This is a genomic window from Clostridium sp. (genome assembly GCF_047718555.1).
GTDB lineage: Bacteria > Bacillota > Clostridia > Clostridiales > Clostridiaceae > Clostridium_I.
The window spans coordinates 1-16,683 of sequence record NZ_JBDNRK010000078.1; the positions used below are offsets into that span (position 1 = coordinate 1).

General features: G+C 30.1%; 17 protein-coding genes and 1 pseudogene. 8 read left to right on the forward strand and 10 right to left on the reverse strand.

The window, feature by feature from the left end; translation table 11 throughout:
* The 5 genes from ABF633_RS19175 to ABF633_RS19195 form a co-directional block, all read right to left on the reverse strand.
* On the reverse strand, window positions 1-595 hold a 595-nt coding region (locus ABF633_RS19175; RefSeq protein ID WP_415526049.1), incomplete at its 3' end, for a glycosyltransferase.
* Window positions 595-1,713 (reverse strand): glycosyltransferase family 4 protein, encoded by a 1,119-nt coding sequence (locus tag ABF633_RS19180; protein WP_415526051.1) that lies wholly within the window; start codon window positions 1,711-1,713, stop codon window positions 595-597. The genes ABF633_RS19175 and ABF633_RS19180, both read right to left, overlap by 1 nt.
* Before the next feature lie 14 nt (window positions 1,714-1,727).
* A complete protein-coding gene (locus tag ABF633_RS19185) occupies window positions 1,728-2,777 on the reverse strand; it encodes a mannose-1-phosphate guanylyltransferase (RefSeq protein WP_415526053.1) in 1,050 nt (349 codons plus the stop codon).
* Window positions 2,778-2,804: 27 nt separating this feature from the next.
* On the reverse strand, window positions 2,805-4,112 hold the full coding sequence (locus ABF633_RS19190; RefSeq protein WP_415526055.1) for a UDP-glucose dehydrogenase family protein: 1,308 nt from the start codon (window positions 4,110-4,112) through the stop codon (window positions 2,805-2,807).
* Window positions 4,113-4,191: 79 nt separating this feature from the next.
* Window positions 4,192-4,875: a sugar transferase gene (locus tag ABF633_RS19195; RefSeq protein ID WP_415526057.1), complete on the reverse strand. Its 684-nt coding sequence runs from the start codon at window positions 4,873-4,875 to the stop codon at window positions 4,192-4,194.
* Window positions 4,876-5,338: 463 nt separating this feature from the next.
* Here ABF633_RS19195 and ABF633_RS19200 point away from each other — a divergent pair, with 463 nt between their 5' ends.
* From ABF633_RS19200 to ABF633_RS19215, 4 genes are all read left to right on the forward strand, one after another.
* Complete coding sequence (locus ABF633_RS19200; RefSeq protein ID WP_415526059.1) at window positions 5,339-6,337, forward strand: LCP family protein; 999 nt, start codon at window positions 5,339-5,341, stop codon at window positions 6,335-6,337.
* 211 nt (window positions 6,338-6,548) lie between these two features.
* Entirely contained in the window at window positions 6,549-6,947 is a 399-nt protein-coding gene (locus ABF633_RS19205) for a hypothetical protein (RefSeq protein ID WP_415526061.1), read from the forward strand.
* Between the two features lie 156 nt (window positions 6,948-7,103).
* Window positions 7,104-7,328, forward strand: coding sequence for a hypothetical protein (locus ABF633_RS19210; protein ID WP_415526063.1), 225 nt, complete (start codon window positions 7,104-7,106; stop codon window positions 7,326-7,328).
* Window positions 7,329-7,649: 321 nt separating this feature from the next.
* Complete coding sequence (locus ABF633_RS19215; protein ID WP_415526065.1) at window positions 7,650-8,741, forward strand: acyltransferase family protein; 1,092 nt, start codon at window positions 7,650-7,652, stop codon at window positions 8,739-8,741.
* 307 nt (window positions 8,742-9,048) lie between these two features.
* Here ABF633_RS19215 and ABF633_RS19220 read toward each other — a convergent pair whose 3' ends face one another.
* A complete protein-coding gene (locus tag ABF633_RS19220; RefSeq protein ID WP_415526067.1) occupies window positions 9,049-9,270 on the reverse strand; it encodes a group II intron maturase-specific domain-containing protein in 222 nt (73 codons plus the stop codon).
* A 249-nt stretch (window positions 9,271-9,519) separates the two neighbouring features.
* On the opposite strand from ABF633_RS19220, the gene ABF633_RS19225 reads away from it, so the two are divergent.
* The 3 genes from ABF633_RS19225 (at window position 9,520) to ABF633_RS19235 (ending at window position 10,328) form a co-directional block, all read left to right on the forward strand.
* A complete protein-coding gene (locus tag ABF633_RS19225) occupies window positions 9,520-9,687 on the forward strand; it encodes a hypothetical protein (protein WP_415526069.1) in 168 nt (55 codons plus the stop codon).
* The gene (locus tag ABF633_RS19230; RefSeq protein WP_415526071.1) at window positions 9,665-9,940 is read left to right on the forward strand and encodes a hypothetical protein; all 276 of its coding nucleotides are present in this window, start codon (window positions 9,665-9,667) and stop codon (window positions 9,938-9,940) included. Before ABF633_RS19225 ends, ABF633_RS19230 begins: the two co-directional genes overlap by 23 nt.
* Window positions 9,941-10,124: 184 nt before the next feature.
* Entirely contained in the window at window positions 10,125-10,328 is a 204-nt protein-coding gene (locus ABF633_RS19235; RefSeq protein WP_415526073.1) for a transposase, read from the forward strand.
* Between the two features lie 215 nt (window positions 10,329-10,543).
* Here ABF633_RS19235 and ABF633_RS19240 read toward each other — a convergent pair whose 3' ends face one another.
* Together ABF633_RS19240 and ABF633_RS19245 are read right to left on the reverse strand one after the other, a co-directional pair.
* A complete protein-coding gene (locus tag ABF633_RS19240) occupies window positions 10,544-11,044 on the reverse strand; it encodes a hypothetical protein (RefSeq protein WP_415526075.1) in 501 nt (166 codons plus the stop codon).
* Window positions 11,045-11,278: 234 nt separating this feature from the next.
* A complete protein-coding gene (locus ABF633_RS19245) occupies window positions 11,279-12,838 on the reverse strand; it encodes an NlpC/P60 family protein (protein ID WP_415526077.1) in 1,560 nt (519 codons plus the stop codon).
* 359 nt (window positions 12,839-13,197) lie between these two features.
* Here ABF633_RS19245 and ABF633_RS19250 point away from each other — a divergent pair, with 359 nt between their 5' ends.
* A complete protein-coding gene (locus ABF633_RS19250; protein ID WP_415526079.1) occupies window positions 13,198-14,655 on the forward strand; it encodes an Ig-like domain-containing protein in 1,458 nt (485 codons plus the stop codon).
* Between the two features lie 289 nt (window positions 14,656-14,944).
* Here ABF633_RS19250 and ABF633_RS19255 read toward each other — a convergent pair.
* Both ABF633_RS19255 and ABF633_RS19260 read right to left on the reverse strand, forming a co-directional pair.
* Window positions 14,945-15,136, reverse strand: a pseudogene (locus ABF633_RS19255) (IS200/IS605 family transposase); the annotation flags it as partial.
* A complete protein-coding gene (locus ABF633_RS19260; RefSeq protein WP_415526081.1) occupies window positions 15,132-16,622 on the reverse strand; it encodes a zinc ribbon domain-containing protein in 1,491 nt (496 codons plus the stop codon). The gene ABF633_RS19260 and the pseudogene ABF633_RS19255, both read right to left, overlap by 5 nt.
* Window positions 16,623-16,683: the final 61 nt, after the last annotated feature.

A 16,683-nucleotide genomic window follows, 5' to 3' on the forward strand; every position in this document is an offset into this window, starting at 1 on the left:
TTAAAATATATTCTTTATTTTTTAAATTTAAAATTTTTTTTGATATATTCTTATATTCTATTTGTTCTTTAGAAAAATCATTAAATCCATTATACACTACATCAACTTTGTCAGTCTCTATATTATAATGCTTCAAAACTTCATCTCTAGCAAAATTTGTTATTGCTATTATTTTATATGCCTTTTTAATAGATAACTTCGTCATAAAACTTTTCCACAATACCGTTTTCCAAGTAAAAGCATTTTTCAAACTTTTAAACGCCAGATCATGAATTGTAATTATAACTTTATTTTTTGCTAGCAATGGTGCCATACTATCCGGATAATGTATTATAGCTTTTGGATATAGTTCATGTATTAATTTAGGTAATTTAAGCTGTTCATAATAATTTCTGCTTTTACTATCCTTTATTCCTTTAGCTATTATTAAATCATCTTGTTTAGCAAAATCAAATAAATTTTTATCTTCTTCTCTAATTACAATTTTCAAATCTATTCTATCTAATTTATACATTTCCTTAGCTAATTCGTAGCTATATCTGCCAATTCCACCACTTAACGAAGTCTGTAATGCATTAAATACAACTTGTTTCATTATAGTACCTTCCACTTATTATTTTTTTTAAATTCTTCATATTTATTATTTATGAAATTATTTATCTTTTGTTTAAATATATCTTCATCAAATTCTTCCGCATGTTTTCTAATAATCTGCTTATCAAATTTAATATTTTCAAACTTCTTAACTGCATACTTTAAACTCTCTACAGTTTGTTTTTCAAAGAAAACTCCAGATTCATTTTCTACCACAGTTTCAAGTGCCCCACCTTTTCCAAATGCAATTACAGGTCGTCCACTTGCTTGAGCTTCTAATGGGGTTATACCAAAATCTTCATCTCCAGGAAATAAAAAAGCTCTACATTTTGAATAATATTCTTTTATTACACTATCTGGTTGCCTACCCAAAAACTTAATATTGTCTTTAGCCATAGATTCTAATTTCTGTCTTTCTACCCCATCACCTATTACTACTAAAGGTAATCCTAACTCATTAAATGCTTTAACAGCTAAATCTACCTTCTTATATGGAACTAATCTAGATAGTATTAAGAAATAGTCTTCATCTATGTCACTAATATTAAACAATTTGCATCTAACAGGCGGATGTATAACTACACTTTCTCTTCTATAATGTTTCCAAATCCTCCTTGCCACATTTTGAGAGTTTGCAATAAAATAGTCTACTCTATTAGAAGATACATTATCCCATACTCTTATATAGTTAATAAAATATTTAAGCATATTCTTTTTTATCTTTTTCATATCCCAGTTATTCGCATACTCATAATAAAATTCCCAACTATATCTCATTGGAGTATGGCAGTAGCATACATGCATAGAGTTTGGATTTGTTACCACGCCTTTAGCACAAGAAGAACTGCTGCTTAATACAACATCATATTCATTTAAATCAAAACTTTCAAAGGCCATTGGCATAAAGGGTAATAAACTTTGATGTCCTTTTTTTAGATTTTTTTCATTCTGCAAAAATGATGTTCTTACATCAGTATTTTTAAGTTCATCATCTAATTTTTCCGGATTATAGAGTGTTGTATATATAGGGGAATCCTTGTAAATTTCTTTAAAATTTATTACAACCCTTTCTGCTCCCCCCATATTTGTTAACCAATCATGTACTAAAGCTACTTTCACATTTCCAACTCCAATCATAGAACTGTCTTTTTTATTTCCTTTATATCCTTAATATCCTCTTTCTTCCCTATCAAAATAACATCATCACTTTCCACTACAAATATATCATCTAATCCAGATATTATAACTGGCTTATTATTTCCCACAATTATATTATTTTTACTATTTATATTAATAATATTTCCTACACAAACATTGTTATTTTCATCTTTATCTCTATATCTCTCTACAGAATACCAAGTTCCTACATCATCCCATCCAAATTCACTTGGTATAACATATATGTTTTCTGCTTTTTCCATTATAGCATAATCTATTGAAACGCTGTCGACTAAATTATAGTTATTTTTTAACTTTTCTTCATATTTTTTCTCTGATGTACAAGTTATTTCCTTAAGTACGTTATATGTATTCCTAAGATATTTTTCTGTAAGCCTTAGAATGTTCTTTGCCTTCCAAACAAACATGCCGCCATTCCAAAGAAAATTTCCATTTTTCAAATATTCCTCTGCCTTTTCCTGATTTGGCTTTTCTACAAACATGTCAACATTTTTTACCTTTAACCCATTTACAATAGAGTTAGTTTTATCAGTTTTAATATATCCATAACCCGTTTCTGCTCTATCTGGTTTCATTCCTAAAGTTACAATAGAATCTTTATTTTCTTCTATAAAACAATCTGCTGTTGCTATAACATTTCTAAATTCATCTTCATTTCTAATGAGATGATCTGATGGCAATACTGCAATAGTGGCATCTTCATAGTACTTTTCAATTTGAAAAGCCGATAATGCTATGCAGGGTGCTGTGTTCTTCCCTATAGGTTCCACTATTATATTTCCATTAGGGAGCTCAGGTAACTGTTCATTTACCAAATTTATGTATCTTTCTCCTGTGACTACAAATATTCTTTCTATAGGAATTAACTCCTTCAGTCTATTTACAGTCATCTGTATCATTGTTTCTTCACCTAATAGCTTTAAAAACTGCTTTGGCTTTTCATCAGTAGAAAGAGGCCAAAATCTCTCACCTTTACCACCAGCCATTATTAATGCACATAACATTCTCAATCCCCCCAATATATACAACCTTTAATCTCTCACTGCTGGTCTTCCAATTGAGTAATATTCTACCTCTGCTTTTTCTGCCTCTTCCAGACTATAACAGTTACGACCGTCAAATATTACAGGTTTTTTCATTAATTCTCTATATCTATTTAAACTTATTTCAGTAATTTCCTTCCATTCAGTGAAAATAAAGGCTAAATCAGCATCTCTTAATGCTTCTTTAGGATCTTGTACATAAGTTATTTCCATAGGAAATAACTTTTTAAAGTTTTCTTCTCCCACTGGATCATAGGCAACTATTTCTGCTCCTTCTTCTAAAAGCATTTTTACATTTGGAATGGATGGTGCTTCTCTTAGGTCATCTGTACCTGGTTTAAAAGTAAGTCCAAGCACTGCCACCTTTAACCCTTTTAATATCTTGCATTTCTGTTTTGCTTTTCTTATCAATTTGAATTTTTGATTTTCATTAACATCTATAGTAGCCTTAACTGTTTTTACTTCATAACCATGACCATCTGCTAACCAATGAAGTGCTTTTGTATCCTTAGGGAAACAGGAACCACCGTATCCAATACCAGCTTTCAGAAATTTGTCTCCAATGCGCGGATCATAAGACATGCCTTCTGTTACGTGCTCTATATTTGCACCTACCAGTTCACAAAGATTTGCAATTTCATTTACAAAAGAAATCTTTAGTGCAAGGAAATCATTTGATGCATATTTTATCATTTCTGCACTTCTTCTATCTGTAACTACGATAGGCTGATTAAATCTATTGTAGATTTCTTTCATAACATTCTTTGCATTCTCAGATTCTACTCCTACTACAATACGTTTAGCATAGAGTGTATCCTTAACTGCTGTACCTTGAGCTAAAAATTCCGGGTTAGATGCTACTTCTATGTTTACATTATTAATAAGGTTATCTTTAAGGAATTCTTCCACTTCATCATTAGTACCTATAGGCACTGTAGATTTAACTACAACCAGGCAATCTTTAGTTACATTTTGTGCAATTTGTCTTGCTACTATATAAACATAATCTAAATTTGCTGATCCATCTGCCTTTTCTGGAGTACCTACTCCTATAAATATTACATCAGCATCATGATATGCATTCTTATAATCTGTAGTAAAATCAAGTCTACCTTCACTATAGTTTCTCTTCAATAATTCATCTAAACCTGGTTCATATATTGGTGAAATGCCATCTTTCATAAGTTGAACCTTTTTTGTATCAATATCCACACAAGTTACATTGTGTCCTACTTCTGATAAGCAAGCTCCTGTTACAAGTCCTACGTATCCAGTTCCTGCTACAACTATTTTCATCTAATTGCCCTCCTAGTTTATATGTAAATAATCATAATACTATTTTCATCTAAAAATATAAGTATTAATAATACTTATCCTATCTGGCTCCCTCACGTCTTAAAACGGTTATGACTGTTTTCAATATAATTTTTATATCATACCAAAAGTTGCGGTTATTTATATATTCTATATCTAACTTAACTCTTTCTTCATATGTAGTGTCACTTCTTCCATTTGCCTGCCAATTTCCGGTTAGCCCTGGTTTAACAGATAATAGCTTGTCTGAAAAATCTCCATACTTATTTAGTTCCTTCTCAACTATAGGCCTTGGACCAACTACACTCATGTTTCCAAGTAATATATTGAATAATTGTGGTAATTCATCAAGACTTGTTTTTCTAAGAAATTGTCCAATTTTTGTTATTCTAGGATCATTTTCTAACTTGAAATTTGTTTCATATTCTCTCTTTTGTTCAGGCGTAAGTTTTTTTAATAAATCTTCAGCATTTTGAACCATGGTTCTATATTTAAATACCCCAATAATTTTACCATTCTTACCCAATCTCTTATGTGCAAAAAACACTGAGCCTTTAGAATCACATTTTACTAATATAGATATTATTATTAATACTGGTGAAAATACTATTATTGCACACGATGAACTTATGATATCAAAACTTCTTTTGAAAAATAGATATGATTTCTTAGTTTTTGGGCAACTAGCTTCAAGTTTGTATTTTATTTTGTTATCTATATCTTCACTCAATTCCAAATTCTGCAATTAAATTCCTCCTCTTTCCATTATAATTACTTCTGAATTGAATATCTATATTAAATAGAACTGAATCTTTTATTTATAATCAATAATTTTTTATTAACTTTTCATTCATATATGTAACCATTATACTATCATTTTAGGAAGTATACAAGGAAATATGGTATTTAGTGTCATATGTTTTTTAAATTATAATTAAAATTATTAAATTTACTAACATAAACTTAATTTTTATCTTCTTGATTATATATTATATTAATAATTTTGTAATTTGTCTAATGAATTAGATTATTTTCTACATGTTTACATTTATTATTTTTCTAGTAAATTCATATAAATATAACATAATTCTTAATTATTACTATATATAATTACATTTTTATCATCTTATTGACACATTTTCCCCCAGCATATATGATAAATATTAATAATTATTTAACAACAAAATATAATCTTTTGGAGGAAATTCATGAAAAAGAAGAAGATTTTTATACCTGTAATACTAATACTTGTATTTATAATATCTGTAGGGATAGGTGCATACTGGACTGTTATCAGTAAATTATCCAAAGTGAGAACTACAAATATATCACAAAATGCTGCTGATCTTGGTATAGATACAAAAAAATTTAACAGTGATACTGATAATACTAAAAAACTTGATGATAATTATATTAACATTTTACTTCTTGGCATAGACACAAGGGATGCAGCTACAGATCCTGGACGTTCCGATTCCATGATGATTCTAACTCTTGATAAGGCTCATAAAAAGATAAAGATAACTTCTCTAATGAGAGATATGCTTATGAATAATGTAGGCAGCAAATCTCAGGACAAACTTACCCATGCCTATGCCTATGGTGGTCCTCAGTTGTCTTTAAAGGTAGTAAATGAAAATTTAAATATGAACATAAAAGACTTTGTAAAGGTAGATTTCACCCATTTTGATAAAATTGTAGATGCCGTTGGCGGTGTAGACATAAATGTTTCCGATGCTGAAGTAAAGGTTCTTAATGGTTATATAACCGAAGTGGCAAAACTTGAAAAAATAACCCCTCCCTATTTAACTCACGGCGGCATGCAGCATTTAAGTGGTATTCAAGCCTTAGGTTATGCCAGAATAAGATATGTAGGTGATGGAGATTTTGAGAGAACTGAAAGACAAAGAACCGTTTTAACTCAGGTTTTTAATAAGATTTCCTCTATGAGTCTGACCCAAGCCTCCAGTACCCTGGATACTATTCTTTCCGATGTTGAAACTTCTCTATCAAAGACAGATATTCTTGCAGATACCTCCTATGTATTAATGAATAAGATAAACACAATGGAACAATTTAGAATTCCAGATAACAAGCCTGGTTACAGCACTAATAGAATGATAAATGGTGTATTTTATTTAGATTGGAACAGAGAGGGGAATATCGCGGATCTTCATCAGTTTATATTCGAAGGAGATTTGAAGTAATAATTATATTAAGTTAAAATCTATTTAATATACATAATATCAACAACCATTATGATTTGTCTATTAATTATATAGTTGCTAATAGAGCCGATAAATTCTATAAAAGTCAACTATAAAAAATTTAGTAGTGTGATTATAGTAGTTATTTTTGTTATAATTACATCTAATTATGCTTTTATGTTTAAATTTTTTATTGTCGGCCTTGGGGAATATGAAGAAAGAAAAAGCATCCAATGCGTTATTAACCAAAGTGCATATACAAAATCCTGAAAATTTTTATAATAATTTTATTAATATACCTTTTGGGAGTATAAACGGACAAGATATTTATCAAGTTAAAAATAGGGCTAGTGCGGTAGTAAATGCAAATAAAGAATTAATCTTATCAAATGGAGATATTGTCGTAAATAAAGCATTACTTTTAGTTACAAATACAAGTGGAAAAGTGCTAGAATTAAAAGTTAAAAAGACTGATGAAAGTTTTATTGCTGTTATTAGAAACGCTTCAGGGAAAAGATTAAAAATATATATAATAAACGGTAATTTAATTATTAATAAAATAGAAATAACGGTGGTAAATACTGCTATAACAAGCACGGCTTTATCATGAATACAAATGATATATATAAAGGATTTTATATACAGTTTTAGGACACAGCATTATTTTTCAGGCAGATACTGATGATATGAAAGTTCATCTTATGATAATTATATAGCGATTAGTGTTGATGGTGGTACGTATACCATCTTAAATGTTACAAGTACAATGACATTAGCCACTGAATTGGATACCAGAACACATTTTATAAAAATAGTTGCTGAAGTAATTTTCCAATGTGACAACATGTGGGAATATCAGAATTGGTTACTTGATGTAGCTTTTGATGAAGATTCTAATAAAACTAGGAAAGAAAATAGTCCTCAGAATTTATCACTACTTAGGAAATTTACACTTAATATACTTAGAAATATAGAAACTGAAAAACAATGAGTGGCCCAAGGAAAAGGGCTGAATCAATGACAAATGAAGCCTTTCTTGATTTAGTTGTAAAAAACGCATTTTTAGCTTAATAAAATTGGGCTTATTTTTGATGTCACGGAATATATCCTGTAATAAGGACTATTTGATTATCTACAAATATTTCCTTTTATATTATGTTAAAAATTGTTGAAAAATAATATTCATTACATTTCCAAATATAATAAAATATTATTTTTCATGCGTTTACTCTGATTTTAAGAGAAAATCTCCTATTAAATTATAGGCATATGTGATATAATTACAAATAATGTATAATATGAGGGGGATAAAATGAAAAATAAAGTTGAATATATGGACATTGCAAAGGCATATGGGATTATAGCTGTTGTTATGGGGCATTGTGCTTCTCCTATAACAGCATTTGTTTATTTATTTCACATGCCTTTGTTTTATTTTGTATCTGGTTATTTTTATAAAGATACCAATAGTAAAAATCCAATTAAATATATTATAAGAAAATTAAAAGGATTATATTTGCCTTTCATTAAGTATGAACTTATATTTCTTATAATACATAATCTGCTTTTCAAATTTTACATTTATAGTGACAAAATCATTTATAAAGATAATAGCATTAGTCGATATAGTTTAAAAGAATTTGTTAAGAGAGGTTTTAGCATTATCACTTTTGGCAGTTCAGAACAATTGACAGGAGCTTTATGGTTTTGTGCAAGCCTTTTTACAGTTACGGTAATATTTATGTTGTTAGACTACATTTTAAAAAAAATTAATATAAATAAAGAAATAATAAAATTTATTATAATTTCTTGTATTTCTATTTTAGCTAATATACTTATTAGAAAAAGCATAATATTGCCAAGAGAAATAGATACATCTTTAGTTGCCATGCCAATCTATTACTTTGGTTATTTGTTTAAAAAATACGAATACAAAATCAGATTTAATGTTATAGGCGCTGCAACATCTGCTATATTAATTTACATAAGTACTTATTACGTAAAAGTTGACATGGTTAAAAACTTATATACTAGTCCAATACTTTTTATTATTGACGCTCTTTTAGGTATATATATGATTATTTATATATCTAAAAAATATAATTATAAGAATTTTAAAATATTAAAATATATTGGTGCAAATACACTTTGTATAATGGGACTTCATTTTTTTAGTTTTAAAATAATTAATTTAATACAGATAATAGTTTATAAATATCCATTATATATGCTCGCTACATATCCTGTTATAAATGGAAACAAGGGATGGTGGATACTATACACATTGTGTGGAGTATTAGTACCAATAACTCTTAAATATTTATTAGATTTTTGTCTATTAAAATTAAATCTGAAAAATAAAATTTTAATAAGTAAGAATGGTATTGAAGCTAATTCACAATAGAAATACAATACACAATAATGAATATTGTAATATTTTTAAAAAAATTCATTATTGTATACTTAGAGGATTATAATGATGGATTTTATTGAGGAAGAAGAGACTCTTAAAGATTTAAGAAAAGATAGTAGAGTAGTTTGAAGGAAAACCTTGTTTTCCTTCAAACCCTCATCAAACCGTACATGCGGTTTTCTCACATACGGCTTCCTGATATTCTTCTTTCTAAGACATTCAACTGTTTAGGTCGCTAGTTTCACTAATTTCTTTCCTTTAATTTATTTATTACCTCCTTCAAGCCTCTATGACGTGGTCATCTTTGTTTCTTGTGATTATACCAAATGGTAAATTTTTCAGTAGCATACCAGTCTATACTATTTAAATGCTCTTTTGCATATTTAAGATTATAATAATTCTTTAATCCAATCAACTTCTTATTTACTATTTGAACTAATTCATACATATCCATCTTTAGATTTGACCTATTTCCATGAATACAAATGTAACTTAGCAGTATGTAAAGCAGAAGATTCATGGTATATAGTTACTAATATGGATAGTAAAAAAGCTGTCAAAGAATATAAAAAAATTCATCATAGAAGAGATGTTTAGAGACTTAAAATCAAGTGGATTCAATATGGAAGATACCTGGACACAGAATCCTATATACTTTGAAAACTTATATTTATGGAGCTGTCGCACTAAAAAATTAGTGCGACAGTTTTTTTCATAAAAAATAAACCTCCCACTCGGAAGAGTAAAAGATTTATGATAAAATTAATATATGCCTAAATACATTGATTTACACAAAAATTATACTTCAAATCGCGGAAACTATCAATTGAAACTTCCACTAAATATTGAGTACATGATTCCACATAATAATTCAGCCTGCGGACACCACAACGTTCATTCCATTTCTAAAAAGCATGGAAAACTTCTTGTATTTTAGATATTTAAAAATAACTGCAGACTCAAGTTATGAGAGTGAAGAAAATTATGTTTATATTAAAGAAAATGGACAGTTATCATATATTAAGCCAGCAAATTATGAAATATCTAAAACAAGAAAATATAAGAATGATATAAGCCGAATAGAAAACATGGATTATAATGAATTAGGTGATTATTATATTTGCAAAAATAATAAGAAGATACCTGTAAACAAAGTAGTAAAAAAAAAGCAAGACTGGTTATGTAAGTGAAAAAACAATCTATACATGTGAGAATTGCAGTAATTGCAATCAAAAGAGTAAATGTATAAAAGGACATAACTGTAAAACACCATTAGAAGAGAAAGTTAAAAATCTTGAAACTTCAAAACTATTTAACATGCTCCGCAAAGAGAACCTTGAGAGAATTGTAAGCGAAGAAGGTTGCTGACTCAGAATGAATAGAAGCATTCAGGTAGAAGGTTCTTTTGGAGAGATAAAACAGAATATGGGATTTCACAGATTTCTAAGCAAAGGTAAAAATAATGTTTTGGCGGAAAGTATTTTGTTAGCAATGGCACATAACATGAATAAGCTACATAATAAAATTCAGTCAGGCAGAACAGGGACACATCTTTTTCCACTTAAAAAGAGTGCTTGATTTTAAAATCTTAAAAGCTCTGTAAATTAAAAAAAGCCTTAATAGCAAAGCCTTATTAAAGTGCATCATTTTTGAATTATTAAACTTATTTTGACTTAAAATATCATGAATTTTTCTATAGAACACTAAAAAACGCTGCCGCGTTAGCATATTTTTTTATGGTAATGCGACAGCCCCTTATATTTTTACATATTCTATATGCAAATCATAATAAATTAAATACTTTGAGATAAATAACTTCCGCTTGCATCTTCAGCTGAAGCACTGCTGCTTGTATTTTGATTTTGTCCAATAGACTGAATAAGTGTGTTCATCAATTGCGACATACTATCACTATCAGAGCTTCCTGAAATACTGCCTATGCTGCTACCATCATTGGAATCGTTATTGCTGCTATCACTGTAAGACATATTTGACATTTCGTTTTGTAAAGCCTGTAATTGAACAATTTGACTTAATTTTTGTGCTTGCAACTGTGATAGAGAATCCAGGCCATTTACACTACTAGCACCTTTTACAGCTTCACTGCTATTGCTAGTGGTACTATTATTAGTTGTATTACTGGCAGCATTACTACTATTAGTGCTGTTAATAAGATTTTCAAGCATAGTGTCAAATAATGAGCTATTATCACTTGTATTATTACTATTTTTCATAGCAGACAGCTGTTCTAATGCATTGAGTTGGTTTACTTGAGAACTAGAATCTATTACCATTATATTCCTCCCCCCTATTTTAACCTGACTAACTTGGCGTAAGTCTCCCACTTCTTCAAGTGGGAGTTCAACGCCAAGTAAGCCATGCATTTGCAGCTGTAAAATTCAGATGGGGTAAAAGAATCCACACCTGAATTAAGAACTTGCTTCAATTATTTCATCCTAATTCTACAACTTTCACTCTAACTTTTCTATAATACTAAAATATGTTAACAAAATGTTTTTTCTTCTGCTTTATTTAATTGTTAGTCTCCTTGCCCCATAATAATCAGGCATATAGCGGAGTGCTGTTATTTTTACCTTATCTCCCGGCTTAGGTGCATTTATAAAATTACCTCCACCTATGTATATACCTACATGATATATGCTGGCAGCTGTTTTTCCAAAGAAAACTAGATCTCCCGGCTGTAAGCTGTTCTTATTTACCGCCTTGCCATACTTATATTGCTCTGCTGCATTATGAGGAAGCTTTACGCCAAAGTGATTATATACATACTTTGTAAACCCTGAACAATCAAAACCGCTGCTAGGGCTTTCTCCTGCCCAAACATATTTTATTCCTTTAAAGGTTTCCGCATAATTTACGACAGCCTGTGCTTTCATTGCAGATCCTTGAGTTGAAGTAGCAACTGCTTTTGCTGCCCCTGTAGATATAGTTTTACTTGAAGATACAGTGTTTCCACTGACATCTATGGCACTTACTGTTATAGTATGATTACCCTTAGATAGCTTGGACACATCTAGACTGTATCTAAAACCACTATTACCTTTAAGATAAAATGGATATGCCTTAGCCACATCAGGTCTGCTTAATCCTATAGAGGCATTTCCTACAAATTTATTGTCTACCAATATTTTTACCTGTCTCATATTTTCAATACTTAATGCCCAGCCTGCTATAGTTAGGCTGTTTTTAACATATTGTCCTTGCTGCGGTGAATCTATACATAATAGATCCTTTGGTTTTGATATCTTAACAGAATTAGTAGTTATAATTCCATCATTACCATTTGCCCTAACTACTATTGTATGGTTTCCTACAGGAATTCTGTTTTTAGGTATAGTCAATGAATATCCACTGTTCTTATTATTGTATTTTGGAAAGACCTTGGCTACATCTGGTCTAAATCTTCCAGTAGAGGCATTTCCAATTAGAGTATTATCAACGTAGACTTGCACTTGCTTTACTCCAGAGCCATTAAGTGCCCAGCCGGTCACATTAAAATTGTTATTTACATTGAATCCAGAAGTTGGAGTATCTATATCTACCATAGATGGTAATCGATTTACGTTAATTTTCACTAAGCTGGTATTTGAAGTATTATCCTTACCTATAGCTTTAACAGCAATGGTATGAGAACCTTGACTTATACTGCTTGAATTTAAAATATAGTTATATCCACTGGTTTTGCTGCCGTAAGCTGGATAAACTTTAGCTACATCTGGTCTACTAATTCCAATTTTTGCTCTTCCCTTAAATTTACCATCAACCAAAATTTGAACTTCCTTTATTCCAGACTTGTTCAATGCCCAGCCACCTATTAATGTGGATTTACTCAAAAATGAACCTGCTCTTGGAGTATCTATACAGGTCAAGGGTTTTAAATATGGTGCTGATTTAGCCTTTGACTTATATGTTGTATATGAGTTCACTTTTCCTACTGCCGCTAATGTATTTGCCGTACCAAAAATTGCACTATCATTCTGGGCAGATGCATAAGTGTATGTAGTTTGCAATGTTGCTCCAAAGGAAGCTGATGCTACTAATAGCAGAATAACAAGTTTTTTATTCATTTTTTAACTTCAGTGAGAAAGTGCAATGCAATAAGCAAAAATCTCTCACTAAAATTCACCTCTTTTCAATAAATAGCTTAATTATTATATATTTCTATAGGAGATAAGAAAATCCTTTATTTATATTGTATAAATTATCTTTTATGTCTTTTTCAAGCAATATATTCATATTCATTTAATGATTTATAAGTATTTTTATGTCGTATATTGAAACAATTATTACAAATATGTTAATATTGTATGTATATTAAGAAAAATATGTAAACTTAATCAGCCTTTGGGCAATCATCTAATATTAAATAATTTATGAGTTTCTTAATATTATTATAAAAATCATCATAAAAAAGAGGAGGAATACTATGAATAAAAAGAAGATATCAGCTCTAATTATAGCTTTTGCTGTGGGAAGTTTTGCATTCTTATCAAAGGATTATCTACATAATACCAATGTAGTATACGCTATAAGTACTAATCAGAATTTATCAGCATTAACTTGTATAGATTTACCAAAATCAGGTGCTAATGCTAATCATGATGTTGTAGTTTCAGGCTGGGCTTTAAATAAATCCGGTGTTAAACAAGTACAAATACTAGTTGATGGAAAGTTTAAAGGTAATGCCAGAATAGGTGATAGTAGACCTGATGTGGCAAGGGCATTCCCTTCTTACAAACAAAGTAATAGTGGATACTACTATGTCATTAATTTTAGCAATATAGGTTATGGTTCTCATACTGTTACTGTAAAATCTACAGGTAAAGATGGTACTACAAACTCTAACTCAGTTAATATAAATATTAACAAGTTACCATCAATGGTTGATATAGATACTCCAAAATCTAGCTTTATTGTAAATGGAAATTTTAAAGTAGCAGGATGGTCACTTGATACTTCCGGTGTTAAAAAAGTTGAAGTTTACTGTGATACAACTTATCTTGGAGCTGCTTCAATAAGACAATCAAGACCTGATGTAGCAAAAGTGTTCCCTGCATATAAGATTTCAAACAGTGGTTATTACTTAACTGTAAGTAAGAATAAAATTCCACTTGGTAAACATACAATTACAGTAAAATCAACAGGTAATGATGGTACAGTAAAAACAAATAGTGTTGCAATCACAAAACCAAATGATCTATTAAACATAGATTCTCCAGCAAATTTACAGAACGTAGGTAGTAGCGTTAATGTAAGTGGATGGGGATTAAGTGTTAACGGAACAAAACAAATACAAGTATTACTTGATGGAAAGTATAAAGGAAATGCTTCAATAGGTATTAATAGACCTGACGTAAAAAAGGCATATCCACTTTATAATATGTCAAATAGTGGATTTAACTATTCATTAAATACTTCAAAGTTATCAAGTGGTAAGCATACTTTAACTGTTAAATATACAGATAATATTGGTAATACTATTTCTTTGAATAGGACTATAAATATTCCTTCTAAAACACCTATAACACCAGTTAAACCTACAACAAGTATGAGTGGTTCAGAACTTGCAAGTAGATTACCAAGTTTAGGTTTCTTTAAAGACCAATATGGTGGTTGGAATTGGTCAGAAAATAAAAGATTACAAGGTGAATGCGGAATTATAACAATAGATGGAAATAATGTTTATTTTGCTCTATTTTATGATAACCCAACATTTAATAATAATATAAAAACAATATTTAATTGGTTGCTTCCAACTAAAGGTAATACTTTGTATAATACTGTCTCTGGCCCATTCTCAAACCAAACTCAACATTGGGATGGAAGAACAGTAGAAATGCATAATTATACTTATCCTGACGCTGTTGGAGTTGAGATTAGATAGCAAATCCCCCCAGTGACAATATCATCAAGATAATACTCAAATAATTTACAATTTAAGATATTAAGTTTAAAAATATAAATGCAACTAATTATATATAGAATTTATAAGTAAATTTATTTTTCATGCATTTTGATTCAGTAAAATACTTAATATTTCAATTTTTAATATTTATAAGTGCCCAGACAGCTACATAAAAATTATTATTTACATTGAATCCAGAAGTAAGGGTGTAATACTACCAGCGCCTAAATGACGCTGGCTTTCATACATTCAAGCCTTTGTGGATTGATTACTTAACCATACCCCTAAAGGGGTCTTCTAATTCTTTTGTTGTAATTTTATCCATTATCTTATCATTTTTTTCTTGTTCTCTAATATATTTAACTATTGTTGCTTCGTTTAATCTAACTGTACTTACATAATATGCATCTGCCAAAAAATGTCTGTTACCAAATTTATATTTTAAATTTGAATGTCTATTTTTCTACAGCACTTGTACGCTCAGTCAATTGAAATGCTTGTGCAGTGTCATTGTACTGAAACTTATATACATTTTCAAAAGTTCTTGTTCTTGTCTGAGAATTATAATTACTGGTATTTTCATTTATATCAAATATTTCTGTGGTATCTACTGTACCTGATTTACCATCTGGATTTAGTTTATATGAATTGACAACAGCAGAATCATATTGCTCATAAAAGCCATTTTTACTTGTAGAATAAGATTTTGCATTGGCCATTTGTTGATTGAATAATTTACTGCCAGGATACATATATGTTGCAAGTAATCTTGTGTCTCCATAAGTCAATGCATTGGCAAGAGCATAGCTGTATCCAGTAACCATATCACTGATGTCACTTCTCTGCTGCTGAACTGTATCTTCCTGTTTAGAGTAATCAAAGATAATTGTCTTGTCTTCCTCTGAAAGATTGGAATAGGAACTTTTAATCTGAGTTCCGTTGTCGTTTGCAATGGCATAAATATTTGATCCAGAGGCCACAGGTCCAATTGTATCTCCAGAATTTACAGACTTTCCGGTATCTTTACCGTTAATGTACACTTCATTATTACTATAATTGGAACTTACCTGAAGGTAAAGCCCCTTCAAAGCATCAATGGCATTAGACTGATCTTTACTATTTAGAGAATCTATTTTTGTTTCATTGTGCATATCTCCGAAAGCACCACTGGCCTTTCCAACAATGCTGTAGGTTCCAGGTATATATGGCCCTATTTGCTTTGAAAAATTCTTGCTGTCTGTTTTTGTTATCTCTTTACCATTTACTAAGACATCTGCCCCCTCCACATCCGATGTAATGGTGATGTAAGTGGGCTTAACTGCAACCTTATACTGCGGGAAGAATATCAATATGCTGCCTGCCTTTGTGATATATAAATTAGATGTTTGATTTTCTATTCCACCATTCTTTAGATTTACAGCCTGAGCATTTAAATTGCTGATGATATCTGAAAATTCCGATGGGATTGTTTTAAAAGATTGTAAAAGAGGTGCTGCAGCATCTGGTGTTAAATTCAGTCTTTCATCTGATGTGTACAATGTTTTGCTTAATGCCGCAGCATCATTTTTAGCTGCAGCCTTCTGAAATTCTGCAGCAACTCTCTTAGGATCGCTGATTGTTTTTCCAACATAAACAAATACTCCTATAAGAATACAGATAATAATGATTCCAGCAATTAATACTTTACCATAGGAATTTGTTAGGAACTTCTGATTCAAGAAAGATTTAATATTTTGTAACTTCTGCTTAGATGTATGTGTATTAGTATCATCTTTTAAAATTTGAGGTTCATCAGTTTTTGTTTCATCTAAAGTTTTAGATTCATGGGCTTTTATTTCATCCTTTAGTTTAGATTTAAAATTGTACCCACAACTTTGGCAAAATTGGGCTTCTTCTTTCACAGCTGCTCCACACTTCGGACAAAAATTCATTTTAAATCTCCTCATATAATTAATTTAACCTGACTAACTTGGCGTAAGTCTCCCACTTCTTCAAGTGGGAGTTCAA